Raw genomic sequence first — 25,838 nt, forward strand, 5'->3', positions numbered from 1 at the left:
ATGACGAAAAAATTGCTTACAGAAAAGGAAATTCAAATATTATCAAAAAATCGATACGTAAAATCGGTAAGCCAAAAAGGAATTACCTATACCGATGAATTCAAGCGTATTTTTATTAAGGAAAATGAACAGGGTAAACCACCTCGTATTATTTTTGAAGAATGTGGTTTTGATATAGATATCATCGGTCTACAACGTATTGTGTCATCAGGAAATAGATGGCGTACGTCCTATAAGCAAAACGGTGTATGGGGCTTAAGAGACACACGTAAGGAAAACTCAGGAAGAAAGTCAGAAAGAGAACTTACATTAGAGGAGAAATATGCACGTTTGGAAGCGGAACGAAACTTATTAAAAGCTGAAAATGAACTGTTAAAAAAGATCAAATTTATGGAAGGGAGGATGGGAAAGAAATAACGTTACACGCTAGTCAAAAGTACCTATTAATTCGTTCTATCATTGAAAAATACCGCCTGAAAAATATGGTGAGATATTTGTGTCAGGTCGCAGGCGTTTCACGTTCTGGATACTATAATTATTTTTTAGCCATTTCTCAAAGTCGGCGAGAGAAAAGAATACATCAAGATGAAATAGTGAAAGAGATTATATTAAAGGCATTTCGATTTAAAAACCGAAAAAAGGGGGCTCGTCAGATCAAAATGACATTGGCGGGTCAATTTCAAGTTGTCTACAATTTGAAACGCATCCGTAGAATCATGAAAAAATATGGGATAATCTGTCCTATTCGTAGAGAAAATCCCTATAAAAAAATGTTGAAAGCGACGAAAGAACACTTCGTGGTACCCAATCGATTAAAACGCGAATTTAGGCAAGGTGTACCGGGAAAGGTACTTCTTACAGATATCACATACCTGTTTTATGGTAAGAATCAAAAAGGATATTTATCTACTATTCTAGACGGGTCTACGAATGAAGTTTTGGCGTATCATGTTTCAGAACGACTTACCTTAGATATCGCAACGACGACGCTGCACAAACTAAAGAAGAATAAGAAGGTACGATTAACGCAAGATGCCTATATTCATTCTGATCAAGGTGCTCATTACACAAGTCCTACCTATCAAAAATTAGTCAAAAAATTAAAGCTGGGACAATCTATGTCAAGGCGAGGAAACTGTTGGGATAATGCCCCACAAGAATCTTTTTTCGGGCACTTTAAAGATGAAGCACACATCAAAACTTGTACATCTTTCACACAGTTAAAACAAGAAATTAAAGACTATATGAAATACTATAATCAGCACAGATATCAGTGGAATTTAAAGAAGATGACTCCTGTCGAATACAGAAACCATCTTCTTGATGCCGCCTAACTTTTTTTAAAATGTCCTTTACAAAGGGTACAGATTATATAAGTGTATTGCTTTCTTTTTTTATGACAAATCATTTATTTCTTTTTGTTCTATCTGTCAAATTTATTTCCTGTTCACGTTTACCGTATAATTGATTAATTTCATTTGCTAATGCATCTAAATAGGAATCGGAAAAAATAGGCTTCTTTTCTTTAGACATATAGGTCTCCTTTATTGATTTTTTAGTATTCATTATGTATATTTACCGGCGGATTATGCGCAATCATTTTAATTTTTTCTTTTTAAAAATTTTTGTTTACATTTTGAAAATAAAGGAGTATTATAATCCACAGTTTCAATTTTCTAAATCGCTGAAACCGCATGGTGCGGGGGACCCGTTCTTATGGATTAGTTCTTAATCCAATGGGGTGAATCCTTGAAAAAGGTAGGGCTACTCATAGGCCCGAATCCGACAGCTAACCTCGTAAGCGTTATATTGAGAAGGAAGGTGGAGCTTGTGCGACAAAAAATATAATGTCTACAAGTCTATTTCGTTATGGCTTGTAGACATTTTTTGTTTTCTGAAGAAATCGTTTATCCGCTATAACTAGCAGAAAAGTTCGTACAAAATTATTGGAGAGTGGACAGCAGTGGTTTCATCTATTAAAAGATTTTTAATTGGAAGACCGTTAAAATCAACGGAGCTTGGAGAACAAAAGCTTAATAAAACGAAGGCGTTAGCCATTCTTTCTTCTGACGCATTGTCATCAGTTGCTTACGGTCCAGAGCAAATATTAATTGCACTAGCAGGTGTTGGAGCAATCGCTTATTGGTATTCTATTCCGATAGCCATTGGGGTATTAGTATTATTGACAGCCCTTATTTTATCTTATCGTCAAATTATTTTTGCTTATCCGCATGGCGGAGGGGCGTATGTTGTATCAAAAGAAAATTTAGGGATGAATTCGGGCTTAATTGCTGGAGGATCTTTATTAGTGGATTATATTTTAACTGTTGCAGTAAGTGTGTCTGCAGGTACAGATGCGCTAACATCTGCTTTTCCTAGTTTACATGCACATAATGTAATCATTGCGATTATATTTGTTATATTTATTACCATCTTAAATTTAAGAGGGGTAACGGAATCAGCTTCCGTTTTAGCATATCCTGTTTATTTATTCGTTTTAGCATTATTTATATTAATTGGTGTAGGGATATATAATATTTTAACTGGTCACGTGTCACCGAATTTACACACGCCGATTGGAACACCAGTTGCAGGGATTAGTTTGTTTTTACTGTTACGAGCATTTGCATCAGGAAGTTCTGCTTTAACAGGTGTTGAAGCAATTTCAAACGCAATTCCAAACTTTAAAGATCCTGCACCTAACAATGCAGCGAAAACATTGCTTGCAATGGGTGCATTACTTGCAGTTTTATTTTCAGGAATTGTGTTCTTAGCTTATTATTACGGAATTTCCCCAAGTAAAGAAGTAACAGTTGTTTCACAAATTGCTGAACAAACATTTGGACGTAATTTCATGTACTATTTTATACAAGGTACAACTGCTTTAATATTAATCCTTGCTGCTAATACAGGCTATTCTGCATTTCCACTATTAGCAGTTAACCTTGCAAAAGATAAATTTATACCGAGAATGTTTACGATAAGAGGAGACCGTCTAGGTTATTCAAATGGTATTATTATACTTGGAATTGCATCAATTATTTTAATTGTAGCTTTCCAAGGACAAACGGAACATTTAATCCCGTTATATGCAGTAGGCGTATTTATTCCATTTACCCTTTCTCAAAGTGGTATGGTATTAAAATGGCTTCGTGAAAAACCAGAAGGATGGGCTTTACGATTAACAGTCAATTTAATTGGTGCAGTCATTAGTTTTATCGTAATGAGTATGTTCTTTTTAACTAAATTCGCACAAGTTTGGTCAATCCTTATTTTCTTACCTGTTATTATCTTCTTGTTCCACCGAATTAAGAAGCATTATGATGCAGTGGGTGATCAATTAAGCTTAAAAACTTGCGAACCTCTTATTCCAATTGAGGGGAATGTAATTGTCGTTCCAGTAGCTGGTATGACGCATGTAGTAGAAAATTCATTAAACTATGCGAAGTCTCTTTCTGCAGATCAAGTTATCGCTGTATATGTTGCTTTTGACAGAGAAGAGGAAAAGAAATTTGAAGAGAAATGGAAGAAGTGGCAACCTGAAGTAAGGCTTGTTACATTACATTCTCACTATAGAAGTATTATTCAACCACTAACGAAGTTTATTGATACAGTACAATATAAAGCGAGTGAATCAAATTATCGAGTTACTGTCGTTATACCACAGTTCATTCCGAAGAAAGGTTGGCATAACATTCTCCATAATCAGTCTAGTTTACTCATTCGTGCGTATTTACTCTATAAAAGAAATGTTGTTATTACGACAGTTCCATATCATTTGAAAAAGTAAGAAGTTTTTTAAAGGATAGCTTTACGAAAGTGGAGCTATCCTTTTTGTGTATACGCTATGCATAATTGCATATGAGTCTAAAAGATATATTAATATAATTTTTACATCTGTGAGTAAGTAGAGAGTTTTGTTGTGATATATGGATATTTCAATTGAAAAAGTGAAGTGGATTATATTTTGAAATAAAGACATGAAGGCTTGAAAATAAAGGGAATGAAAATACTTCTTTACGTTATATAAATAGCTGTGTTTAAATGACCTTACAGTATAAAACTTATATAAAAACAAAACGGAATTTCATATTTACGTACGTCATTTAATTTAAGATGAATAATATTTTTATGTAATATATTCACTGTGTGAATGTGGAAATTGCTATAAAATAGAAATTTTATACAATGTTATTCATACTAATCACATATGAAAAAATAATAAAATGTTTTGTGACGATAAGTAAGTACTGTAGCAATACGAGAGAGGTGGTTCATACATGGATTGCGGTGAGAACGTTCTCTATTTTAACCATCTCAAATTATGGGTAAGAAAATAGAATAATAAAATGCGATAGTAATAGTTGCTAATACATAGGAGGAGTTAAAGTGAAAAAGACTTTAATTACAGGGTTATTGGTTACAGCAGTATCTACGAGTTGCTTCATTCCTGTAAGCGCTTACGCCAAAGAAGGGCAACCAGAAGTGAAAACAGTATATGCACAAAATGTAATTGTTCCAAATACATTATCCAATTCAATTAGAATGTTAGGATCACAGTCACCACTTATACAAGCATATGGACTAGTAATTTTACAACAGCCAGACATTAAGGTGAATGCGATGAGTAGTTTGACGAATCATCAAAAATTTGCAAAGGCAAATGTAAGAGAGTGGATTGATGAATATAATCCGAAGTTAATCGACTTAAATCAAGAGATGATGAGGTATAGTACTAGATTTAATAGCTATTATAGTAAGCTCTATGAACTAGCAGGGAACGTAAATGAAGATGGACAAGCAAAAGCAGATTTTACAGGTGCATATGGAAAATTACAATTGCAAGTACAAAGCATCCAAGAGAGTATGGAGCAAGATTTATTAGAGCTAAATCGATTTAAAACAGTATTAGACAAAGATAGTAATAACTTATCGATAAAGGCTGATGAAGCAATAAAAACACTACAAGGATCAAGTGGAGATATTGTGAAGTTAAGAGAAGATATTAAAAGAATTCAAGGGGAAATTCAAGCTGAACTAACTACTATATTGAATAGACCTCAAGAAATTATTAAAGGTTCTATTAATATCGGTAAACAAGTATTTACAATTACAAATCAAACTGCACAAACGAAAACGATTGATTTCGTTTCTATCGGTACTTTAAGTAATGAAATTGTAAATGCTGCAGATAGCCAAACGAGAGAAGCAGCTCTTCGCATTCAGCAAAAGCAAAAAGAGCTACTACCACTTATTCAAAAGTTATCACAAATTGAAGCAGAGGCGACACAAATTACATTCGTTGAAGATCAAGTAAGTAGCTTTACAGAACTAATTGATCGTCAAATTACAACATTAGAAACGTTGTTAACGGATTGGAAAGTTTTAAACAATAATATGATCCAAATTCAAAAGAATGTTGAAGAAGGCACATATACAGATAGTAGTTTACTACAAAAACATTTCAACCAAATTAAAAAAGTAAGTGATGAAATGAATAAACAAACGAATCAATTTGAAGATTACGTTACAAACGTTGAAGTACATTAAAAATAAGTAACGATATAGGGAGAGAAGAAAAATGACAAAAAAACCTTATAAAGTAATGGCTCTATCAGCACTTATGGCAGTATTTGCAGCAGGAAACATTATGCCAGCTCATACGTATGCAGCTGAAAGTACAGTGAAACAAGCTCCAGTTCATGCGGTAGCAAAAGCTTATAATGACTATGAGGAATACTCATTAGGACCAGAAGGCCTAAAAGATGCAATGGAAAGAACAGGTTCAAACGCTTTAGTAATGGATCTGTACGCTTTAACAATTATTAAACAAGGTAATGTTAACTTTGGAAATGTATCGTCTGTTGATGCTACTTTAAAAGGAAAAGTGATTCAGCACCAGGATACAGCTAGAGGAAATGCGAAGCAATGGTTAGATGTATTGAAGCCACAGCTTATTTCAACGAATCAAAATATCATTAATTACAATACGAAATTCCAAAACTATTATGATACTTTAGTTGCTGCGGTTGATGCAAAAGATAAAGCGACGCTCACGAAAGGATTAACTAGATTATCAAGTAGTATTAATGAAAATAAAGCGCAAGTAGATCAGTTAGTAGAAGACTTAAAGAAATTCCGAAATAAAATGACGTCGGATACGCAAAACTTTAAGGGTGATGCAAATCAAATTACATCTATTTTAGCTAGTCAAGACGCTGGAATTCCGCTATTGCAAAATCAAATTACAACGTACAATGAAGCAATTAGTAAATATAATGCAATTATTATCGGTTCATCAGTTGCGACAGCTCTAGGGCCAATTGCCATTATTGGTGGTGCAGTAGTTATTGCTACAGGTGCAGGGACACCGTTAGGAGTCGCGTTAATTGCAGGTGGTACAGCAGCTGTAGGCGGTGGTACAGCTGGAATCGTATTAGCAAAAAAAGAGCTTGATAATGCACAAGCTGAAATTCAAAAAATAACAGGACAAGTTACAACTGCTCAATTAGAGGTAGCAGGATTAACAAACATTAAAACACAAACGGAGTATTTAACAAATACAATTGATACTGCAATTACAGCGTTGCAAAACATTTCAAACCAATGGTACACAATGGGGTCAAAATACAATTCTTTACTTCAAAATGTAGATTCAATTAGTCCGAATGACCTTGTTTTTATTAAAGAAGATTTAAACATTGCGAAAGATAGCTGGAAAAACATTAAAGACTATGCAGAAAAGATTTATGCTGAAGACATTAAAGTAGTAGACACAAAAAAAGCATAATCGAATACGAATCGTTAGAGCGTTAAGTGTTGATGAATGATTTGAAGCTCCTGTTCAGTTGTGAGCAGGAGCTTTTTATACTCTTATAAAGAAACTAGGTGAAAAGTATGCAGAAACGATTTTATAAGAAATGTCTTTTAACATTAATGATTGCTGGGGTGGCAACGAGTAACGCATTTCCTTTACATATTTTTGCAGCAGAACAAAACGTAAAAATACAACAAGAAAATGCGAATGATTACTCTCTTGGCTCAGCAGGATTCCAAGATGTAATGGCACAAACAACATCGAGCATATTCGCGATGGATTCATATGCAAAATTAATTCAAAATCAGCAAGAAACGGATTTAAGCAAAATAAGTTCGATTAATGGTGAGCTTAAAGGGAATATGATTCAGCATCAAAGAGATGCAAAAATGAATGCGGCGTATTGGTTAAATAGTATGAAGCCTCAAATTATGAAAACGGATCAAAATATTATTAATTACAATAATACTTTTCAATCGTATTATAATGACATGTTAATAGCGATTGATCAAAAGGATAGCGGAAAATTAAAAGCGGATTTAGAAAAGTTGTATGCGGATATTGTAAAGAATCAAAATGAGGTAGATGGATTATTAGGAAATTTGAAAGCTTTTCGCGATAGAATGGCGAAAGATACAAATAGTTTCAAAGAGGATACAAATCAGTTAACAGCGATATTGGCAAGTACGAATGCAGGTATTCCAGCTCTAGAGCAACAAATAAATACATATAACGATTCGATTAAAAAGAGTAATGATATGGTTATTGCTGGTGGCGTACTTTGCGTAGCTCTAATAACATGTCTTGCTGGCGGACCGATGATTGCCGTCGCGAAAAAAGATATCGCAAATGCAGAACGAGAAATCGCTAATTTAAAAGATAGAATTTCTGGAGCGCAAGCAGAAGTCGCAATTTTGACAGATGTAAAAAATAAAACAACAAATATGACTGAAACGATTGATGCAGCAATTACAGCACTGCAAAACATATCAAATCAATGGTATACAGTAGGGGCAAAATATAATAACTTATTACAAAACGTAAAAGGAATTACTCCTGAAGAGTTTACGTTTATAAAAGAAGATTTACATACAGCAAAAGATAGCTGGAAAGACGTAAAAGATTATACAGAAAAATTACATGAAGGCGTAGCGAAGTAAACAGTGGACTAGTTCTGCTGTTTATTTTTTGCCGAGAGTACCAACCTTCTTATCTCAAGGTATTTACTCTTCTTGGTATGATGATCGCAAGTTCTATTTATAAAAAATAGGTCTTAATAGAAATTTATATAACTCTTTCAAATAAGTGCAATTGGATATTAGCCATGTGTATTTTAAGTGCGAAATATATAGTTTGATCCTAAAATATTTCTCAACCTCAAAATTGCATGCATTCAAAATAATTGTGTTAATATTTAAATAATATGCAAGTAATAGCTAAAGAGAGGGTGACGCGCGATGGAAATAAGAGATTTCACACATACAGGGTATGCATTATTACAAGAATGGTATCATCAAATGGTTTCTCAACATACTGAAAAAACTATTATGTTGAAACAAGTTATAGACGAAAAACTTGATAGTATGAAAGAATGTGACAATCTTTTAGATTATTACACCTTATTTAATTGGCGTTTTCAAATGTTAATCGGTAATTTTGAAAATGATCTAGAAAGTCTTTCACATCTTCAAGAGCAACCTGATTCAAGATTACAATACTATTATCACTTCTTTAAATTCATCTATAAAACAGAAATGGGGCAGTATCCAAGGGCAGAACATCATTTGAAACTTGCGGAAGAAATGCTTCCAATACTTAATGATGAATTAGAAAATGCAGAGTTTCAATATAGAGTAGGTTTATATCATTACTATTTGTCGCAACCTACTTTAGCGGTGAAATATACATCTAATGCCCTTGATTATTTCGCAGAAGATAAAGAATTACATACGTTTCATGCGAAAGTTGGAGCGTGTAAAAACACAATAGGGATGTCTCTTATTACACTTGATCAGCATGATATGGCGGAAGAATATTTAATATCTGCCTTAAGTATATTAGAGGATGAAAAGGAATTGAAAGCAGCCCTAACAGTTCGTTATAATTTAGCTGTTTTTTATTCGAATCAACAATTGTGGGAAATCTCTCTAAGGCATTTAGAAGATGTATATGAAAAATTCAGTTCCCCGCGATTACCGTACCAGAAAAAAGGTATACATACCTTAGCGGAAGTTCACTATAAATTAGGGAATTATGAAAAGGCAAAATTCTTTATTGATGAAGGGCTAAAAGATTGTACGGAAGAATACCACCACCGTTATAATATCTTGAGTGCTTTAGTTAATAAGGTTTCTATTGAAAAATTAGAGTTTGTTGTCTTGGAAGCTATAGCTTATTTTAAGGAACAAAATATTTCAAAAGAAATTCAAAATTATTCTGAACTTTTAGCTAATGAGTGTTATAATGTAGGAATGAAGGATAGGGCTTCAGAGTATTATCGTATGAGTTATGAAGCTAAAATTTCAATAAAGGAAAAGGGGTATTTAAGATGAAAAAGATTAAGGTTTTCGTCATAAGTCTAGTAACTGTCACTGTATTATCTATTGGATTAAATAACCCTGAAATTCATCAAAATATATCAGAAAAAGCACCTGTTGTACAACATATGACTGAACCAGGTGGAGGAATCTAGTAAAAGGTTCATTCCCCTTTTAAAAAACGATAATTATAATTCCTAAGAAAAGCCTATTTCCTAAAAAGAAATGGGCTTTTTAATATGTGCTGATACCTCATTGTCCATCAAACGAAAATTTTAAGACGCTCTCATAACAAGAAATCAGCTCATCTTTTCTTAGCTGTCTAACAAAAATTAAATTTCACTAAAACAGGTAAATTTTGTTTTAATTTTTCACTTCAAACTGAAGATTTAATGCATGTTACGTATGGAATTAAGAAAAAAGGACAAAAAATGGTCTCTTTACTAACCCTTACAGAAAACGCGAATGGAAATTCCATAAGTATGAGAAAAGCAGTTTTTGATATCCTGGGCCTCATATACAACTTTTCTATGTTAAATAACTTGATTCTACCGTGCGTTTTTGAGCGGTCCTGTTATCGTTAATGCAGAAAATGCGTGAATTAAATGATAATGGATTTACATGTTTCACGCGTAACTATATTGAGTTAGTAAATCTACACAATAATGTTTTATTTCATGCGGTAAGTGTAGTGGATGTTCAGTTAGATAAAATTCGGTAGTCGAATTTTTTTGCATAAAGCTGTATAATGCTTGTAACGAAAGGGAAATACAGGAAAGGATTTGTATTGAGTTACTATGGATAAAGATAAACAACAATTAAGCGTTGAGGTTGCAAGATTATATTATCAATCAGATTATAGTCAGCAAGAAATTGCTAACAAACTAAATATTTCAAGACCGACGATTTCTAGGTTATTAAAGTACGCGAAAGAAAAAGGATTTGTTCAAATTAGTATAGCTGATCCATTTGCTGATTTAGATAACGTTGGAAATTTACTGAAAGAAAAGTACAATTTGTTAGAGGCGCATGTCGTTTTTTCTCCAGTGCCAGAATACGCAACGATTACAGAGTATATTAGTAAATATGCAGCTGAGTATATGGAAAAGACGGTTAAAAATGGTGATATCGTTGGTGTAAGCTGGGGAATGACGATGTATGAAATCGCTAGAAAAATTGTACCGCAACATGTAAAAGGTGTAGAAGTCGTTCAGTTAAAAGGTGGTATTAGTCATTCGAGTGTAAATACATATGCGAATGAAACAATCGCTTTATTTGCAGATGCTTTTCAAACGACGCCAAGAAATCTACCCCTTCCAGTTATATTTGATAATGCAGTGACAAAGGAATTAGTAGAGCAGGATCGACATATTCATCACATTATCGAAATGGGGAAACAAGCAAATATTGCAATTTTCACTGTAGGGACAGTGCGAGACGAAGCGCTATTATTCCGATTAGGTTATTTCGATAAGGATGAAACAAGTTTACTCAAAAAACAATCGGTCGGTGACATTTGTTCACGTTTCTTTGATGGGGATGGAAATATTAGTAGTGAAGAAATTAATAAGCGGACCATTGGAATTGAGTTAGAGGAACTGAAATTAAAGAAACGTTCTATTTTAGTTGCTGGTGGTAATAGAAAAATAAAAGCAATTGATGGTGCGTTACGTGGCGGATATGCAAATGTATTAATTATCGATCAGCATACAGCAAAAGAACTGTTACATTATCAAAAAGATTAGAAATAAAAGGCTTTCTCAAGATATTAATTTTGAGAAAGCCTTTTATTTTGTTATGTATGAATTATGGGAGTGCTGTTTGAATACAAATTGCCTTTTTAAAAATAATTATGGATATTGAGATACATACTACCATTGTTAATATAAAAGTTTTGATTTTAAATAGGAAGTGTTTCTTAGTTAGAATGAGCTTTATTTACTATAGGAAAATTCCCTTTTTAAAAAGAATGAACAAAATTTCAAAAGTGTATTTACATTTGTTCAACTAAGAGTTAGAATGAAGTTGTTAAAAGATATGAGGAGTGAAGATAATGAACATTGCAAAGTTAATTGACCATACAATTTTAAAAGCTAATACTACTAAAGAAGATGTTATGAAAGTAATCGAAGAAGCAAAGGAATATAAATTCGCTTCTGTTTGTATTAATCCTACATGGGTAAAGCTAGCTGCTGAAGAATTAGCTGGACATGATGTAGATGTTTGTACTGTAATCGGTTTCCCATTAGGCGCAAGTACTACTGAAACAAAAGCTTTCGAAACAAAAGATGCTATCGCAAAAGGTGCAACTGAAGTTGACATGGTAATCAACGTAGGCGCTTTAAAAGATGGCGACGACGAACTTGTTGAAAAAGACATTTATGAAGTAGTACAAGCAGCAAAAGGAAAAGCTCTTGTAAAAGTAATCATTGAAACTTGCCTATTAACAGATGAAGAGAAAGTACGCGCTTGTGAATTATCAGTAAAAGCTGGTGCTGATTTCGTAAAAACTTCAACTGGATTCTCAACTGGCGGAGCAACTGCTGAAGATATCGCATTAATGCGTAAAACAGTTGGACCAAACGTTGGTGTAAAAGCATCTGGTGGCGTTCGTACACGTGAAGATGCAGAAAAAATGGTAGCTGCTGGAGCTTCTCGCGTTGGAGCAAGTGCTAGTGTTGCAATCGTATTAAATGATGCAAAAGGTGCTACAGATAACTACTAATCATTAATGATGTTAAAAGCAATAGATACACAAAGTAAAGTGTATCTATTGCTTTAACAATTGAAAAAGATGTAAGCGGATACGAATGGGAGGAGACGGCTTATGAAATACTTAATCGGTGTTTTAGGCCTCGTATTGATTTTAGGTATCGCTTGGCTTGCTAGTAATGATAGAAAAAAAGTCAAATATCGCCCAATCATAACGATGGTTATATTACAATTCATTTTTGGGTTTTTATTATTAAATACAAGTGTAGGGAATATATTAATTAGCGGAATAGCAGATGGTTTTGGAGAGCTATTAAAATATGCCGCTGACGGTGTGAATTTCGTATTTGGTGGATTAGTAAATCAAAAAGAGTTTTCGTTCTTTTTAAGTGTATTAATGCCAATCGTATTTATCTCAGCTTTAATCGGTATTTTGCAACACATTAAAGTGTTACCTATTATCGTGAAATCTATCGGTCTAGCATTAAGTAAAGTAAATGGAATGGGAAAACTAGAATCATATAACGCTGTTGCTTCTGCGATTTTAGGACAATCTGAAGTGTTTATTTCAGTTAAGAAACAACTAGGATTATTGCCAGAGAAAAGAATGTATACATTATGTGCATCTGCAATGTCTACCGTTTCAATGTCTATCGTTGGATCGTATATGGTGTTATTAAAACCGCAATATGTTGTAACCGCTTTAGTGCTTAACTTATTCGGTGGCTTTATTATCGCTTCTATTATTAACCCGTATGAAGTTACTGAAGAAGAAGATATGTTAGAAGTACAAGAGGAAGAGAAAAAGACTTTCTTTGAAGTATTAGGAGAATACATTATAGACGGATTTAAAGTTGCGATTACAGTAGCAGCTATGTTAATTGGTTTCGTTGCTCTTATCGCATTCATTAACGCTGTATTTAAAGGTGTAATCGGTATTTCATTCCAAGAAATTCTTGGTTATGTATTTGCGCCATTTGCATTTATTATGGGTGTACCTTGGCATGAAGCTGTTAATGCTGGAAATATTATGGCAACAAAATTAGTATCAAATGAATTTGTCGCTATGACAGATTTAGCACAAGGAAACTTTAATTTCTCAGATAGAACGACAGCGATTATATCTGTATTCTTAGTTTCATTTGCAAACTTCTCTTCAATTGGAATTATTGCAGGGGCAGTTAAGAGCTTAAATGAAAAGCAAGGGAATGTAGTCGCAAGATTTGGTTTGAAGTTGCTTTTCGGTGCAACATTAGTAAGTTTTTTATCAGCAACAATCGTGGGCTTATTATTTTAATAGATTCATATCATATAAAAAGGAATGGTGATTGTAATGAGAATGGTAGATATTATTGCGAAAAAACGTGACGGTAAAGAATTAACGACTGAAGAAATCAAATTCTTTATTAATGGATATACAGACGGAAGTATTCCTGATTATCAAGTGAGTGCACTTGCAATGGCAATCTTCTTTAAAGATATGACAGATCGCGAACGCGCAGATTTAACGATGGCAATGGTAGAGTCTGGAGAAACGATCGATTTATCAGCAATTGAAGGAATTAAAGTAGACAAACATTCAACTGGTGGTGTTGGTGATACAACAACATTAGTATTAGGACCATTAGTAGCTGCTTTAGATGTGCCAGTAGCAAAAATGTCTGGTCGTGGTTTAGGACATACAGGTGGAACAATTGATAAATTAGAAGCGGTAGAAGGATTCCACGTTGAAATTACGAAAGAGCAGTTCATTGATATTGTAAACCGTGACAAAGTAGCTGTTATTGGACAAACAGGAAACTTAACACCTGCAGATAAAAAGATTTATGCATTACGCGATGTAACCGGAACGGTTAACTCAATTCCTTTAATCGCAAGTTCAATTATGAGTAAAAAAATTGCAGCTGGTGCAGATGCAATCGTACTTGATGTAAAAACAGGTGCTGGCGCATTTATGAAAACAGAAGAAGATGCAAAAGAATTAGCACATGCAATGGTACGTATCGGAAATAATGTAGGACGTCAAACTATGGCTGTTATTTCAGATATGTCACAACCGCTTGGATTTGCGATTGGTAACGCACTAGAAGTGAAAGAAGCGATTGATACGTTAAAAGGTGAAGGTCCAGAAGATTTAACAGAATTAGTACTTGTATTAGGAAGTCAAATGGTTGTACTTGCGAAAAAAGCAAATACATTAGAAGAAGCGCGTGAAATGTTAATTGAAGTTATGAAAAACGGAAAAGCAACAGAGAAGTTTAAAGAGTTCTTAAGTAATCAAGGCGGAGATAGCTCAATTGTAGACAATCCAGAAAAAATGCCACAAGCGAAGTATGTAATTGATGTACCTGCTAAAACTTCAGGTGTTATTTCTAACATTGTTGCAGATGAAATCGGTATCGCAGCTATGCTACTTGGTGCTGGCCGTGCAACGAAAGAAGATGAAATTGATTTAGCAGTAGGGTTAATGTTACGTAAAAAAGTGGGCGATGCAGTAAAAGAAGGCGAGCCGTTCGTAACGATTTACGCAAATCGCGAAAATGTAGAAGATGTAAAAGCTAAAATTTATGAGAACATTTCTATCGCTGAAACAGCAGTAGCTCCTAAATTAGTGCATACAGTTATTACTGACTAATCATCATTACACTTACTTTAAGGAGGAAATAATATGGATAAGAAAAAATATATTGAAGAAGCAAATAAAATGTTAGAAAAAGCATATATTCCGTATTCGAAATTTCCTGTTGGTGCAGCGTTAGTTACGAAAGAAGGGAAAATCTATACTGGTTGTAACATAGAAAATGCTTCTTACGGTTTATGTAACTGTGCAGAAAGAACAGCGATCTTTAAAGCAGTATCAGAAGGTGAACGCGATTTTAGTTACTTAGTTATCACAGGAGAAACGGACGGACCGATTTCACCGTGTGGTGCTTGTAGACAAGTAATTGCTGAATTCTGTGAACCGAAAATGCCTGTATTACTAACGAATGTAAAAGGCGATGAAAAAGAAGTGACTGTTGAGCAATTACTTCCAGGTGCTTTCTCGATAGAAGATTTAAAATAATTTGAAAAACCATTCCACAAATATGAATTGTGGAATGGTTTTTTTATATTTAAATGTTGAATGTAATATTTTGTTCATATTCCGTTCATAAACTTTGCGTAAAATGATTGCAGCGAATAATGGAAAGTTTACAGCAGGAGGAATAGAATGAAGAAATTATATAATGCAGCATTCAGCTACTTAATTATCGGTTTATTATCAGGAGTTTTTGCAAGAGAGTATACGAAAGCACAAGGAATTAAAGGATCGACAATGTTGCAATTGGTGCATACACATGTATTAGTGCTCGGTTTCGTATTCTTTTTAATTGCTTTAGCTTTATGTAAAGTGTTTCATGTACAAGAAACAAAGAGTTTTCGTGCGTGGTTTGTTGTTTATAATGTAGGATTACTTTTTACTATTGCTACAATGCTATGGAGAGGTCTTCTACAAGTAAATGGAACTGACTTTAACGGTTTAAGCCATATGGCTGGATTAGGTCATGTTATTATAAGTATCGGGCTCGTTTGGTTTATGATTTTGCTCAAAAAGTCTGTTAAATAGATAGGAGTAGAAAGTATGATAGCACTTTTATCAAGTATTGTAGCAGTCTGTATGGCTGTTGGTGTCATGTTTCTTCGCTTTAAAGCAGCGAAAAAGCCGGTAACGAAAAAGAAAATAATATTGCCGCCAATTTTTATGAGTACTGGAGCAATGATGTACTTTTTACCGGAATTCCGATTAACGTCGTTAGAAATAATAGAAGCAATTATTGCAGGGCTTATTTTCTCCATATTTCTTATAAAAACAACGAAGTTTGAGATAAGAAATGAACAAATATATATGAAACCGTCAAAAGCATTTATATTTATTTTAATCGGGCTATTAGCTGTACGAGTAGCGTTGAAATCATATTTAAGTCAATCGATTGATTTAGCGGAGTTAAGTGGAATGTTTTTCTTACTTGCATTTGCCATGATTGTGGCATGGAGAATTGCGATGTATAGTTCGTTTACTAGATTAGAAAAGACAATAAAAAGAGCTGGAATTTCTAAATAGGAAATCCAGCTCTTTTTATGTTTTATTAAAATTCTTTAGCGCGGAACTCATTTGCTTAATTTTAAACGTATTTGAGCATCTTGTAATGCGGCTGGTGTAACGTTATGACCATTTTGATCCACAATTTTTGTGTTTAATAAAATGGAATCTAGGCTTCCACGAAATGTTTGTGTATAGTTTTGACGCAACATTTGTTGTTCTTGTTTTTCATCAACTGTTAATCCAGATACTTTTTCTTTTTTTGATAATTCGTTAATACGGAATAAAATGTTTTTCATTTGTTTCACCTCTAGTTAAAGTTAATTACATTAGTTACTTACTAATGTATAGTTATTTTAACGTGTAATTTTAATTATGTCAACACCATCAAAAAAGGTTAAAAATTGACGAAAAATTGTAACAATAATAAAATGAATTGATTAGATAATTATTTTTTTAATCATACATAGAACGCTAGGGGGATTATTATGAAATCAACATTTTTTGCTCAAAATAGAGAACGATTAGTAAACACATTACCAGATGAATCCATTACTATTTTATTTGCTGGACAAGCACCTCATATGTCAGCCGATGCACATTATAAATTTGTGCCAAATCGAAATTTTTACTATGTAACAGGAATCGATGAACCAAATGTTATTTTCATGTTGAAGAAGGTTGGAGGTAGTGTAGAGGAAACACTTTTCATTGAAAAGTCAGATCCAGTAATGGAAAAGTGGGTCGGTAAAACAGTTTCTAACGAAGAAGCAGAGAAAATTTCAGGTATAAAGAAAGTTGTATATTTAGATAGCTTTGAAAAGACAATGTCAAATGTACTTTTCACTGAAAATGTGAAGCATCTTTATTTAGATTTAGAGCGTCGTGAGTGGAATGGTACGGAGACAAAAACGCTAGCATTTGCTAAACATGTAAGAGAACAATATCCACACGTAACAATTGGTAATGTATATCCGAATATTTGTGAATTGCGAGTGTTTAAAACAGAAGAAGAAATTGAAATTATGAAAGAAGCGATTGCTGTAACGAAAGAGGGCATTTATAACGTACTTAAGCATGCAAAAGCAGACATGATGGAGTATGAATTAGAAGCTCAGTTTGATTTCACATTGAAATCATCTGGCATTAAACATCATGCGTTCAATACAATTTTGGCAAGTGGGAAAAATGCTACAGTTCTTCATTATGAAGATAATGATGCGCAAATTCAAAATGGTGATTTAGTATTACTAGATTTAGGTGCTCAAAAAGACTACTATAATGCTGATATTAGTTATACATTCCCGGCAAATGGAACATTCTCTAGTCGCCAAAAACAAATGTATAATATCGTATTAAAAGCATTGAAAGAAACAACAGAACTCATTAAGCCAGGAGTAAAGTTTTCTGCATTAAATGAGCATACAAAAAAGGTACTAGCAGAAGAGTGTAAAGCTATTGGTTTAATTCAAGAAGATGAAGAGTTATCAAAATACTATTATCATGGTGTGAGCCATTTCCTTGGCTTAGATACGCATGATGTAGGAACATATAAAGATAGAGTGTTAGAAGAAGGTATGGTTATAACAATTGAACCTGGTCTTTATATTGAAGAAGAAGCAATTGGCATTCGTATTGAAGATGATATTCTTGTAACGGAAGACGGACATGAAAACTTGTCAAAAGATATCATTAGAGAAGTTGAAGAGATTGAAGCGTTTATGAGAGAAAATAATGTACATGTAAAAAAAGATGAAGTTGTTACGAAATAATAAGTAGAAAAGGTGCACAATTTTGAGCGCCTTTTTATTTTGTTCATTTTAAATCTCCATATTTTCTTGAAAATCATCTTCTACAATGATTTTGAAAAAGAAAAGGAGGGATTTTCCATGAAGCAATTTGTATTAACAGTTGTTACAGTCTCTGTAATATTTTTAATTGCTGCATGTTCTGCGACTACAAATACAACAAATGATCATAAAAATATGAAAGATAAAAAAACATCACAGACTGAAACAGCTACAAAACCATTGAAGGTTGAAAAAGGACCAGAAGTTACTTTAATAGCGAGAGAAGAAAAGCAAAAGTTAGGTAACGGTGTTATTGTTCCAGTCTGGACATTTAATGGCTCATCTCCTGGTCCAGAAATTCGGGTGAAAAAAGGTGAACAAGTGAAAGTGACATTAAAAAATGAATTATCTGCACCAGTATCTATTCATTGGCATGGATATCCTGTCCCAAATAATATGGATGGAATTCCAGGCGTGACACAAGATGCGGTTGAACCTGGAAAAAGTTTTACCTACGAATTTGAAGCGAACGTCCCAGGAACGTATTGGTATCATTCACATCAAGATTCTGTAAATCAATTAGATAGAGGGTTGTATGGAGCGCTTATTGTAGAAGATACAAATGAAAAGTATGATAAAGATTACACATTAATGTTAGATGAATGGATAACAGGTAAAGAGGAAATTAATAAGCAGTTAAAAGAAATGACAAAAGGGCAAACAGGTAATAAATCTAAGGATAATGAAAATACGAAAAAGAATGATGATATGAAAGGCATGGATCATTCTGATATGGACATGGGCAGTGATAAAAAAGATTCAGGCAATATGGCAGGAGTGGGCCATGGAAATATGAAGATGGAAGGTCATGATATGAGTACGTATGATTTATTCACAATCAATGGTAAAAGCGGGGATTTAGTAGAACCATTAAAAGTGAATAAGGGAGATAAAGTTCGTCTTCGACTCGTTAATGCTGGTTATCTATTACATGATATACATGTTCACGGTCATGATATAAAAGTTATTGCGACAGATGGTCAACCAATAAACGATCCAAAACTTATAAAGGATCAAGTTATTTCAATTGCACCGGGTGAACGTTATGATATTGAATTAACTGCTAATAATCTTGGGAAATGGTATGTTGAAGATCATTCAGAAAATAAAGGTGCAAAAGGCATGAAAGTTGTTATTGAATATGAAGGTAGTAAAGAGATGAAAGATAAAGCAAACAAAAAAGAAAAACTACCGAAATTAGATATGACGGCATATGGTGCTAAAAAACTTGGTGGTTTCACGTTAAATCAGCAGTATACTACCACATATAATATGGACTTAAATATGCAAATGAATGGAAATGAAATGGTATATACAATTAACGGAAAAGTATTTCCGGATATCGACCCAATTTCAGTGAAAAAGGGTGATTTAGTAAAAGTAAAATTGGTGAATCGTTCTAAAATGGACGATCACCCAATGCATTTACATGGTCACTTCTTCCAGGTGTTGAGTAAAGATGGAAAACCGATAGAAGGTTCTCCAATTGTGAAAGATACTTTGAACTTAAAACCAGGAGAAGAGTATGAAGTAGCCTTTGTAGCAGACAATCCGGGTGATTGGATGTTCCATTGTCACGATTTACATCATGCTTCAGCAGGGATGGTAACGGAAGTGAAATATACAGATTATAAATCTGACTATGTTCCAAACCCAAACATTCCTAATAAGCCAGAATAATAGGAAGCAGTTATCCTATGGATAGCTGCTTATTCATTTTCGGTGCTATATGTTGATCATGCCCGGGTGAAGGCGGGGGAGTATGATCTGGGAATGTCACGAATACGGCCACGATAATTACCACACTAATTGAAAGTAATAACAAAAAACGCTGTTGGATAAAAGTAGAAAAGGTTTCTGATAAAATTTGAATGATACATGACATAGTTATTGTTATCGTAAGTAAAAGGCTAATAAACAGTATACTGTGAGCTTGTTGAGCATTTAACATTTCTGTAATCATTGCTCCCATCATACTTGCCATTAATCCAGAGAACATGCCTTCTAAAGCAGTATATAGGTGAAAACGTAGACCAACTACAAAACCGATACAACCACTAATCGAAATCGCAAGCAAAGTAGAATAGAGTAATTCTCCTTTAAAAAGAATACCTAAATAAAATCCTATGCTTAAACCGATACTCATACTAAAAGACATAATAAATACCATATACTCCATTAGGGTACCGTTATGTTTAGAAATATATGATGTGATAATAATCGAGATACAACAAAGTGTTAAGGCAGTTAACGTATAAGCAAACATCATGATACCTCCCTGTCTTATCGTTCATTTCATCATATGTTCATATGGAGAGAAATCATGCGTATTTAAATCTGCATATTATCTGCACAATTTAATTAATGTGAGTAAGAAGGCTCCTGATTTTTTGGGACGTCTTTTTAATTATGAGCATGTGAATGTAAGAGTTAAATGAAGAGTTTCTATTGTGAAGCCATAAAGAATAAGCGTATAATATTATAGTTATCCCATTACAGGGAGTAACCCGCGAATGATAAATAAGATTGTTGTTTTATCATCGCTTCTAAACAGATAGACAACGAAAGTAACACTGGAATACAGATAGGGAGTTATAAAATGAAATTAATTATTGCCGAGAAACCAGATCAAGGTTTGGCTCTTGTTTCACAGTTTAAATATCGCCGGAAAGATGGTTATTTAGAAGTAGAAGCAAATGAGTTATTTCCAAATGGAGCGTACTGTACATGGGCAATTGGTCATTTGACGCAGTTATGTAATCCAGAACATTATCACGCAGAGTGGAAAAAATGGTCACTTGATACGTTACCTATGATTCCAGAGCGTTTTCAATTTGAAGTAACAAAGTCAAAGTATAAGCAATTTAATGTTGTGAAACAGCTGTTACATAATCCTCAAGTAACAGAAATTATTCACGCGGGCGATGCTGGGCGTGAAGGGGAATTAATTGTACGAAACATTATTAATCTTTGTAACGTGCAAAAGCCGATGAAGCGTCTTTGGATTTCATCTTTAACGAAACAAGCTATTTATCAAGGATTTAAAAACTTGCTTGACGAATCAGATACAATCAATACGTACTATGAGGCGTATACAAGGTCATGTGCGGATTGGGTTGTTGGTATGAATGCATCACGTGTGTTTAGTATTTTGTTAAAGAAAAAAGGAATGAATGATGTATTTTCAGCTGGTCGTGTACAAACACCGACACTCGCGTTAATCGTAAAGCGTGAAAAGGAAATAGAAAACTTTAAGTCAGAGCCGTTCTGGGAAGTGTTCGCAACCTTTAATATAGAAGGAAAGAAGTATGAGGGGAAATGGGAGAAGGATAGTGAATCCCGCTTAAAAGACCCTGATATGGCGAATAAAATTGCGGCATTTTGCCAAGGTAAACCAGCAGTAGTGAAGGAAATGAAAACGGAGCGTAAAGAATTTCAGCCTCCGCTTTTATTTAACTTATCATCACTACAAGCAACGGCAAATAAAGCATTTAAATTCTCACCGAAAAAGACGCTTGATATAACGCAAGCACTATATCAAAAAGGAATTGTCTCTTATCCTCGTTCAGATTCCAACTATGTTACACAAGGTGAAGCGGCAACATTCCCTGATATTTTACAGAAGTTAAGTCAGTTTGATGAATATAAAGGTTTATTACCAGCTCCGGTTGAATCGATTATGAATAATAAGCGTTATGTGAATGAAAAGAAAGTAACAGATCACTACGCCATTATTCCGACAGAGCAAGTTACAAACCCAAGCAAATTATCAGGTGATGAAAAGAAAATTTACGATATGATCGTAAGAAGACTGATTGCCGCTCATTATGAAGTTGCAATCTTTGACTATACAACGATTGTAACGCTTGTAGATGAACGTGCTGAATTTATTTCAAAAGGAAAACAGCAAATTCAAGAAGGATGGCGTAAAGTTATTTTCCAAGACGATAAAGATGACGAAACCATTCTTCCAATTGTAGCTGAAGGTGAAGAAGGAAAAGTTGTAAAGGTGAAAGTGAAAGAAGGAAAAACACAACCACCGAAGCGTTATACAGAAGGACAACTTATTACGTTAATGAAAACGGCAGGTAAGTATTTAGAGAACGAAGAGCTTGAGAAAGTATTAAAGAAAACAGAAGGTTTAGGTACGGAAGCGACTCGCGCTGGAATTATTACGATGCTGAAAGACCGTAAATATATAGATGTGAAGAAAAACCAAGTGTATGCGACCGATAAAGGAAAAGTATTAATTACCGCAATCGGTGATAAAATACTGGCTTCACCAGAAATGACCGCAAAATGGGAGCAGCGCCTTGCGGAAATTGGGGAAGGTACAGCATCACCAGCAACTTTTATGGAACAAACGAAAAAATTATCAGCTAAAATTATTGAAGATGCGGTGGAAATGTCTGAGAAGTGGGATTTCACTGGATTACATGTTGAATCGATTGAGCGAAAAGGATCGAAATTTACAACAGGTAAAAAGGTTGGTAGCTGTAAAAAATGTGATGGCGATGTAATTGATAAATCAACGTTTTACGGCTGTTCTAATTACAACACCACACAATGTGATTTTACCATCTCGAAGAAAATATTAAGCAAAACAATTTCACAAAAGAATATGACTAAGCTTTTAAAAGGTGAGAAGACCGATTTAATTAAAGGATTTAAAAAGGGCGAAAAAACATTTGATGCGAAGTTAGAGTGGAAAGATAATAAGATTAATTTTGTGTTTGAGAATTAAGTTGTTTCAACAAATAAAAAAATATGATAATTAAAATGTATCCTATAGAATAGACACTTAAAAAAGTCTATACTATAGGATATTTTTTTGAATAAGGAGTGCTATTTATTTTTATTTGAAATAAAATATACAATAAAAAAATCTTTATAATTGATAATTATTTATTGTAAAACAATAAATTTTGTATTAAAATCAATATCGTGATAAATCAGTGAGGTGCTTTTTATAGAAAGGTAACAACACTGTTTTTTATTAGAGGAGGTAAAACTATGAACGATCACAATTTGATTATTGAAAATATGGATAACCCTCATGAGTTGGAGAGAATGTATAGAAAAGACCCGAAAGCTTTTAGAAAGTCATTCTCACAAGCGTGGGATGAAAATCTTGATTCGCAGGTTCTAGCTGCTTGGTATGAAAGATTACATTTCAAGGAGACGGCAAATAAAGAAAAAGTATCGCTGTTTCAAAAAGGTTTCTTATTCATGGGCATGCTAGCTATTTTAGCAGGGCTAAGCACGAGAATCATTTTCCACTTTGTTGAGCAGGAAGCAATTGCTCCAATTAACTTGGCTTTTGGTGTAATTCCCTTTATCGCTGCTTATTTTGTTTACAATAATACTCCGAAAAAAAGTATTATTTATTCCCTTGCAGCGTTGTTCCTAATTGTCGGGTTGTATCTCAATATGTTGCCATTAAATTATAAAGACAGCAGTATCCTTGCGTATTTACATCTTCCTATATTGCTATGGGTCTTATTGGGACTTGCGTTTACGGGAAATGAATATTCAAAAGGCAGTACAAGATTAGCGTATATTAAATTTAATTTAGAATATTGCCTTCTCTATGCGAGCATGGCAGTGAGTGGAATGATACTAGCAATATTCACCATGCGATTATTTAGCTTTGTTGATTTGGATATAGGAGAGTTCTATTTTAGTAATGTTGTTTTATTTGGAGCTGCCGCTCTCGCTGTAGTGGCTGCATACTTAGTATCATTGAATCTTAAACTTGCTAAAAATATTACGCCATACATATCTAAAATTTTTAGTCCGCTTGTCTTGATCACATTGTTTATTTATCTTATAACGGTAATTTGGGTCGGGAAAAATCCATTCTTGGATCGTAATTTTCTAATGGCCTTTAACGGAATACTCCTTGGTGTATTGGCTGTTACTATATTTTCTATCGTTGAGAGTGATTCAGACGAGAAAAAGAGCATTTCAGATTATATAAATTTCGCCTTAATTGTTCTGGCACTTATTATTGACACTGTAGCATTATCAGCCATCGTATTCAGACTTTCTTCTTACGGTATTACACCTAATAGACTTGCTGTTTTAGGAGTAAACATACTGATTTGGGCAAATCTCATTTGGATTATGTTTTCCTATATGCGTTTCTTGCAAAACAAATCAGGACCGACAGCTATCCAAGATGCTGTTACGAAGTATTTGCCAATTTACGGACTTTGGGCAGCTTTCGTTATATTTACGTTTCCTTTAATTTTTAATTAGAAAGGAACTGTTAATGTAACGACAAATTTGTTAAAAGAGGATGATAGATGTCATCCTCTTTTAACTGCATCGAGAAATATATTGAAATCATTTTGATGTAATATATAATAAATTCAGATAATGGAATAAAAACTTCTTATTAAGAGAGGTGGAGGGACTGGCCCTTCGAAGCCTCAGCAACCTAATGTTATATAAAGGTGCTAAATCCTGTAGGATCTAAAAGTCCTAAAAGATAAGAAGATGGTTATAAGTAAACCTTCTTCTTATTTTGAAGAAGGTTTTTTGTATTTTAAAGGATGGTGACGAAGAGAAGGAGAAGAAGAATATGTGAGTAGAGGGGAGAGTACAGTGAAAAGTGGAGTTAGTAATATAAAAGAGAATAGCTCTAGTATATGGAGTAATAAAGTTTTTTCTTATTTTTTCTTAGCAAGTTGTATTTCTTTAATAGGTAATTCTATGGTTACACTTGTTTTACCGTTATGGGTAATGAATTTAACAAACTCGCCATTACTCGTTTCGGGGGTAAATATTGCAATTGCAACGGCGGCAATTTTATTTGCACCTGTAACAGGAACGTTAGCAGATCGAATGTCGAGAAGAAAGCTTATGATAATTGCGGATGTTATGAGATGTATCGTTATGATTTTAATTGCAGTTATAGCATTTTATAATAAAATGCTATACATTCCGTTACTAATTTTACTTATCATACGTTCAATTGGGAGTGCTTTATTTACTCCAGCTTCAAATGCAGCGTTAGTAACATATGTGGAAGAAAAGCATGTTCAACAGGCGATTACGCTGAGGCAAATATCAATACAAATCATATCGGTCGCCATTCCTTTAATGGCTAGCTTTTTAATTAGTATTTTTAATTTTCATGGAGTATTTTTATTAGATGCAATTACATTTGTTGTATCATTTTTAATTTTAATGAGAATCAAATTTCCACGTGAATTAAAAGTAGAGAAGAAGAAGCCTTTTTATGAAGATTTTAAAGAGGGATTTTCTGTTATTAATAGTAACAAATCGTTGAAGACATTACTAATGAGCGCTGCGGTCATTAATTTACTTGGAGCAGCATGTATACTTTCACTGCAAGTAATAGTTGTTAGAGAAATGAATCTTTCTACGCGATGGTATAGTATAGTTTTTGCGGCATCACCGATAGGGATTTTAATAGGAGCATTTATTACGAAAAAGATTCGTACATATAAAACGATTACGACTGCTTTTATATGTACTGCGATTATGGGAATTTTTAATGCGGCAATGGGTACGACGTTAAATCCGATATTATTTTCAGTTTATTATTTCCTGTCAGGAATTGCATTTGGAGTAAGTAATGTATATTTTGGAGTGTTGTATAGAAAGTTAATTCCAAATGAAGTGCAAGGAAGATTTTTCGGTTTCTTAAATTCGTTATTACTAGTATCAACTCCGATAGGAATTGCAATAACTGGATATTCCCTAGAGTCAATTTCCGCGTCTATTATATTTATTATTATTGGGATTATTACGTTTGTAGTTTCGGTTATTTCATTTGTATTGATACATAAGAAATAAGTGTTGTATGAAAT

General features: G+C 33.7%; 22 protein-coding genes and 2 riboswitches. Of the genes, 19 read left to right on the plus strand and 3 right to left on the minus strand.

What is annotated here, in order from left to right:
• Positions 1-1,334 (plus strand): IS3 family transposase gene (locus tag MKY00_RS09685; protein WP_085966774.1). Its coding sequence is split into 2 segments (ribosomal slippage): positions 1-388 and positions 388-1,334, totalling 1,335 coding nucleotides; the frame shifts between segments, so codons are not numbered across the junction.
• A gap of 70 nt (positions 1,335-1,404) precedes the next feature.
• Here MKY00_RS09685 and MKY00_RS09690 read toward each other — a convergent pair.
• Entirely contained in the window at positions 1,405-1,533 is a 129-nt protein-coding gene (locus tag MKY00_RS09690) for a hypothetical protein (protein ID WP_000031869.1), read from the minus strand.
• Positions 1,534-1,672: 139 nt separating this feature from the next.
• A riboswitch (cyclic di-AMP (ydaO/yuaA leader) is annotated at positions 1,673-1,819 on the plus strand.
• A gap of 144 nt (positions 1,820-1,963) precedes the next feature.
• Between MKY00_RS09690 and MKY00_RS09695 the strand changes: the two genes are divergently transcribed.
• The 13 genes from MKY00_RS09695 to MKY00_RS09755 all read left to right on the plus strand — a co-directional run bounded on the left by MKY00_RS09695 (position 1,964) and on the right by MKY00_RS09755 (position 16,168).
• Positions 1,964-3,790: an APC family permease gene (locus MKY00_RS09695; protein ID WP_016717183.1), complete on the plus strand. Its 1,827-nt coding sequence runs from the start codon at positions 1,964-1,966 to the stop codon at positions 3,788-3,790.
• A 599-nt stretch (positions 3,791-4,389) separates the two neighbouring features.
• Positions 4,390-5,550, plus strand: a complete 1,161-nt coding sequence (gene nheA, locus MKY00_RS09700) for a non-hemolytic enterotoxin NHE subunit A (RefSeq protein ID WP_016717184.1) — start codon at positions 4,390-4,392, stop codon at positions 5,548-5,550.
• Between the two features lie 31 nt (positions 5,551-5,581).
• Positions 5,582-6,790: a non-hemolytic enterotoxin NHE subunit B gene (nheB, locus tag MKY00_RS09705; RefSeq protein ID WP_016717185.1), complete on the plus strand. Its 1,209-nt coding sequence runs from the start codon at positions 5,582-5,584 to the stop codon at positions 6,788-6,790.
• Positions 6,791-6,897: 107 nt separating this feature from the next.
• The gene (nheC, locus tag MKY00_RS09710; protein ID WP_016717186.1) at positions 6,898-7,977 is read left to right on the plus strand and encodes a non-hemolytic enterotoxin subunit C; all 1,080 of its coding nucleotides are present in this window, start codon (positions 6,898-6,900) and stop codon (positions 7,975-7,977) included.
• 297 nt (positions 7,978-8,274) lie between these two features.
• Positions 8,275-9,369 (plus strand): response regulator aspartate phosphatase, encoded by a 1,095-nt coding sequence (locus tag MKY00_RS09715; RefSeq protein WP_016717187.1) that lies wholly within the window; start codon positions 8,275-8,277, stop codon positions 9,367-9,369.
• Entirely contained in the window at positions 9,366-9,509 is a 144-nt protein-coding gene (locus tag MKY00_RS09720; protein ID WP_000721513.1) for a Phr family secreted Rap phosphatase inhibitor, read from the plus strand. Before MKY00_RS09715 ends, MKY00_RS09720 begins: the two co-directional genes overlap by 4 nt.
• A 642-nt stretch (positions 9,510-10,151) precedes the next feature.
• Positions 10,152-11,099, plus strand: a complete 948-nt coding sequence (locus MKY00_RS09725; protein WP_016717188.1) for a sugar-binding transcriptional regulator — start codon at positions 10,152-10,154, stop codon at positions 11,097-11,099.
• Between the two features lie 308 nt (positions 11,100-11,407).
• Positions 11,408-12,079: a deoxyribose-phosphate aldolase gene (deoC, locus tag MKY00_RS09730; protein ID WP_001017443.1), complete on the plus strand. Its 672-nt coding sequence runs from the start codon at positions 11,408-11,410 to the stop codon at positions 12,077-12,079.
• 102 nt (positions 12,080-12,181) lie between these two features.
• A complete protein-coding gene (locus MKY00_RS09735; RefSeq protein ID WP_062822704.1) occupies positions 12,182-13,363 on the plus strand; it encodes a NupC/NupG family nucleoside CNT transporter in 1,182 nt (393 codons plus the stop codon).
• A 36-nt stretch (positions 13,364-13,399) separates the two neighbouring features.
• A complete protein-coding gene (locus MKY00_RS09740; RefSeq protein ID WP_001983022.1) occupies positions 13,400-14,701 on the plus strand; it encodes a pyrimidine-nucleoside phosphorylase in 1,302 nt (433 codons plus the stop codon).
• A gap of 33 nt (positions 14,702-14,734) precedes the next feature.
• On the plus strand, positions 14,735-15,130 hold the full coding sequence (locus MKY00_RS09745; RefSeq protein WP_000358526.1) for a cytidine deaminase: 396 nt from the start codon (positions 14,735-14,737) through the stop codon (positions 15,128-15,130).
• 147 nt (positions 15,131-15,277) lie between these two features.
• Complete coding sequence (locus tag MKY00_RS09750) at positions 15,278-15,673, plus strand: DUF2871 domain-containing protein (RefSeq protein ID WP_016717189.1); 396 nt, start codon at positions 15,278-15,280, stop codon at positions 15,671-15,673.
• Positions 15,674-15,688: 15 nt separating this feature from the next.
• Positions 15,689-16,168 carry a CcdC family protein gene (locus tag MKY00_RS09755; RefSeq protein ID WP_016717190.1) on the plus strand — a complete coding sequence of 160 codons (480 nt, stop codon included), beginning with the start codon at positions 15,689-15,691 and terminating at the stop codon, positions 16,166-16,168.
• A gap of 47 nt (positions 16,169-16,215) precedes the next feature.
• Here MKY00_RS09755 and MKY00_RS09760 read toward each other — a convergent pair whose 3' ends face one another.
• Positions 16,216-16,446, minus strand: a complete 231-nt coding sequence (locus MKY00_RS09760; RefSeq protein WP_000789787.1) for a DUF896 domain-containing protein — start codon at positions 16,444-16,446, stop codon at positions 16,216-16,218.
• Between the two features lie 189 nt (positions 16,447-16,635).
• On the opposite strand from MKY00_RS09760, the gene MKY00_RS09765 reads away from it, so the two are divergent.
• Positions 16,636-17,919 carry an aminopeptidase P family protein gene (locus MKY00_RS09765; protein WP_016717191.1) on the plus strand — a complete coding sequence of 428 codons (1,284 nt, stop codon included), beginning with the start codon at positions 16,636-16,638 and terminating at the stop codon, positions 17,917-17,919.
• A 117-nt stretch (positions 17,920-18,036) separates the two neighbouring features.
• Positions 18,037-19,677, plus strand: a complete 1,641-nt coding sequence (locus tag MKY00_RS09770) for a multicopper oxidase family protein (protein ID WP_016717192.1) — start codon at positions 18,037-18,039, stop codon at positions 19,675-19,677.
• Positions 19,678-19,687: 10 nt separating this feature from the next.
• Here the strand turns inward: MKY00_RS09770 and MKY00_RS09775 are convergent, their stop codons facing one another.
• Complete coding sequence (locus MKY00_RS09775) at positions 19,688-20,263, minus strand: hypothetical protein (RefSeq protein WP_016717193.1); 576 nt, start codon at positions 20,261-20,263, stop codon at positions 19,688-19,690.
• 333 nt (positions 20,264-20,596) lie between these two features.
• Here MKY00_RS09775 and topB point away from each other — a divergent pair, with 333 nt between their 5' ends.
• The 3 genes from topB (at position 20,597) to MKY00_RS09790 (ending at position 25,824) form a co-directional block, all read left to right on the plus strand.
• A complete protein-coding gene (topB, locus tag MKY00_RS09780) occupies positions 20,597-22,741 on the plus strand; it encodes a DNA topoisomerase III (RefSeq protein ID WP_000766743.1) in 2,145 nt (714 codons plus the stop codon).
• Positions 22,742-23,010: 269 nt separating this feature from the next.
• Positions 23,011-24,258: a DUF4153 domain-containing protein gene (locus MKY00_RS09785; RefSeq protein ID WP_016717194.1), complete on the plus strand. Its 1,248-nt coding sequence runs from the start codon at positions 23,011-23,013 to the stop codon at positions 24,256-24,258.
• A 133-nt stretch (positions 24,259-24,391) separates the two neighbouring features.
• Positions 24,392-24,497: riboswitch (SAM riboswitch) on the plus strand.
• 109 nt (positions 24,498-24,606) lie between these two features.
• Complete coding sequence (locus tag MKY00_RS09790) at positions 24,607-25,824, plus strand: MFS transporter (protein ID WP_016717195.1); 1,218 nt, start codon at positions 24,607-24,609, stop codon at positions 25,822-25,824.
• The last annotated feature ends 14 nt before the right edge of the window (positions 25,825-25,838 follow it).

This window comes from Bacillus sp. FSL R9-9834 (assembly GCF_038006905.1).
Lineage (GTDB): Bacteria > Bacillota > Bacilli > Bacillales > Bacillaceae_G > Bacillus_A > Bacillus_A pacificus.

What these genes read in the sequence shown, in the direction of transcription:
- MKY00_RS09690 (WP_000031869.1), bottom strand. Translation starts at nt 1,533, where the DNA reads ATGTCTAAAGAAAAGAAGCCTATTTTTTCCGATTCCTATTTAGATGCA.
- nheB (WP_016717185.1), top strand. Translation starts at nt 5,582, where the DNA reads ATGACAAAAAAACCTTATAAAGTAATGGCTCTATCAGCACTTATGGCA.
- nheC (WP_016717186.1), top strand. Translation starts at nt 6,898, where the DNA reads ATGCAGAAACGATTTTATAAGAAATGTCTTTTAACATTAATGATTGCT.
- MKY00_RS09715 (WP_016717187.1), top strand. Translation starts at nt 8,275, where the DNA reads ATGGAAATAAGAGATTTCACACATACAGGGTATGCATTATTACAAGAA.
- MKY00_RS09720 (WP_000721513.1), top strand. Translation starts at nt 9,366, where the DNA reads ATGAAAAAGATTAAGGTTTTCGTCATAAGTCTAGTAACTGTCACTGTA.
- MKY00_RS09725 (WP_016717188.1), top strand. Translation starts at nt 10,152, where the DNA reads ATGGATAAAGATAAACAACAATTAAGCGTTGAGGTTGCAAGATTATAT.
- deoC (WP_001017443.1), top strand. Translation starts at nt 11,408, where the DNA reads ATGAACATTGCAAAGTTAATTGACCATACAATTTTAAAAGCTAATACT.
- MKY00_RS09735 (WP_062822704.1), top strand. Translation starts at nt 12,182, where the DNA reads ATGAAATACTTAATCGGTGTTTTAGGCCTCGTATTGATTTTAGGTATC.
- MKY00_RS09740 (WP_001983022.1), top strand. Translation starts at nt 13,400, where the DNA reads ATGAGAATGGTAGATATTATTGCGAAAAAACGTGACGGTAAAGAATTA.
- MKY00_RS09745 (WP_000358526.1), top strand. Translation starts at nt 14,735, where the DNA reads ATGGATAAGAAAAAATATATTGAAGAAGCAAATAAAATGTTAGAAAAA.
- MKY00_RS09750 (WP_016717189.1), top strand. Translation starts at nt 15,278, where the DNA reads ATGAAGAAATTATATAATGCAGCATTCAGCTACTTAATTATCGGTTTA.
- MKY00_RS09755 (WP_016717190.1), top strand. Translation starts at nt 15,689, where the DNA reads ATGATAGCACTTTTATCAAGTATTGTAGCAGTCTGTATGGCTGTTGGT.
- MKY00_RS09760 (WP_000789787.1), bottom strand. Translation starts at nt 16,446, where the DNA reads ATGAAAAACATTTTATTCCGTATTAACGAATTATCAAAAAAAGAAAAA.
- MKY00_RS09765 (WP_016717191.1), top strand. Translation starts at nt 16,636, where the DNA reads ATGAAATCAACATTTTTTGCTCAAAATAGAGAACGATTAGTAAACACA.
- MKY00_RS09770 (WP_016717192.1), top strand. Translation starts at nt 18,037, where the DNA reads ATGAAGCAATTTGTATTAACAGTTGTTACAGTCTCTGTAATATTTTTA.
- MKY00_RS09775 (WP_016717193.1), bottom strand. Translation starts at nt 20,263, where the DNA reads ATGTTTGCTTATACGTTAACTGCCTTAACACTTTGTTGTATCTCGATT.
- topB (WP_000766743.1), top strand. Translation starts at nt 20,597, where the DNA reads ATGAAATTAATTATTGCCGAGAAACCAGATCAAGGTTTGGCTCTTGTT.
- MKY00_RS09785 (WP_016717194.1), top strand. Translation starts at nt 23,011, where the DNA reads ATGAACGATCACAATTTGATTATTGAAAATATGGATAACCCTCATGAG.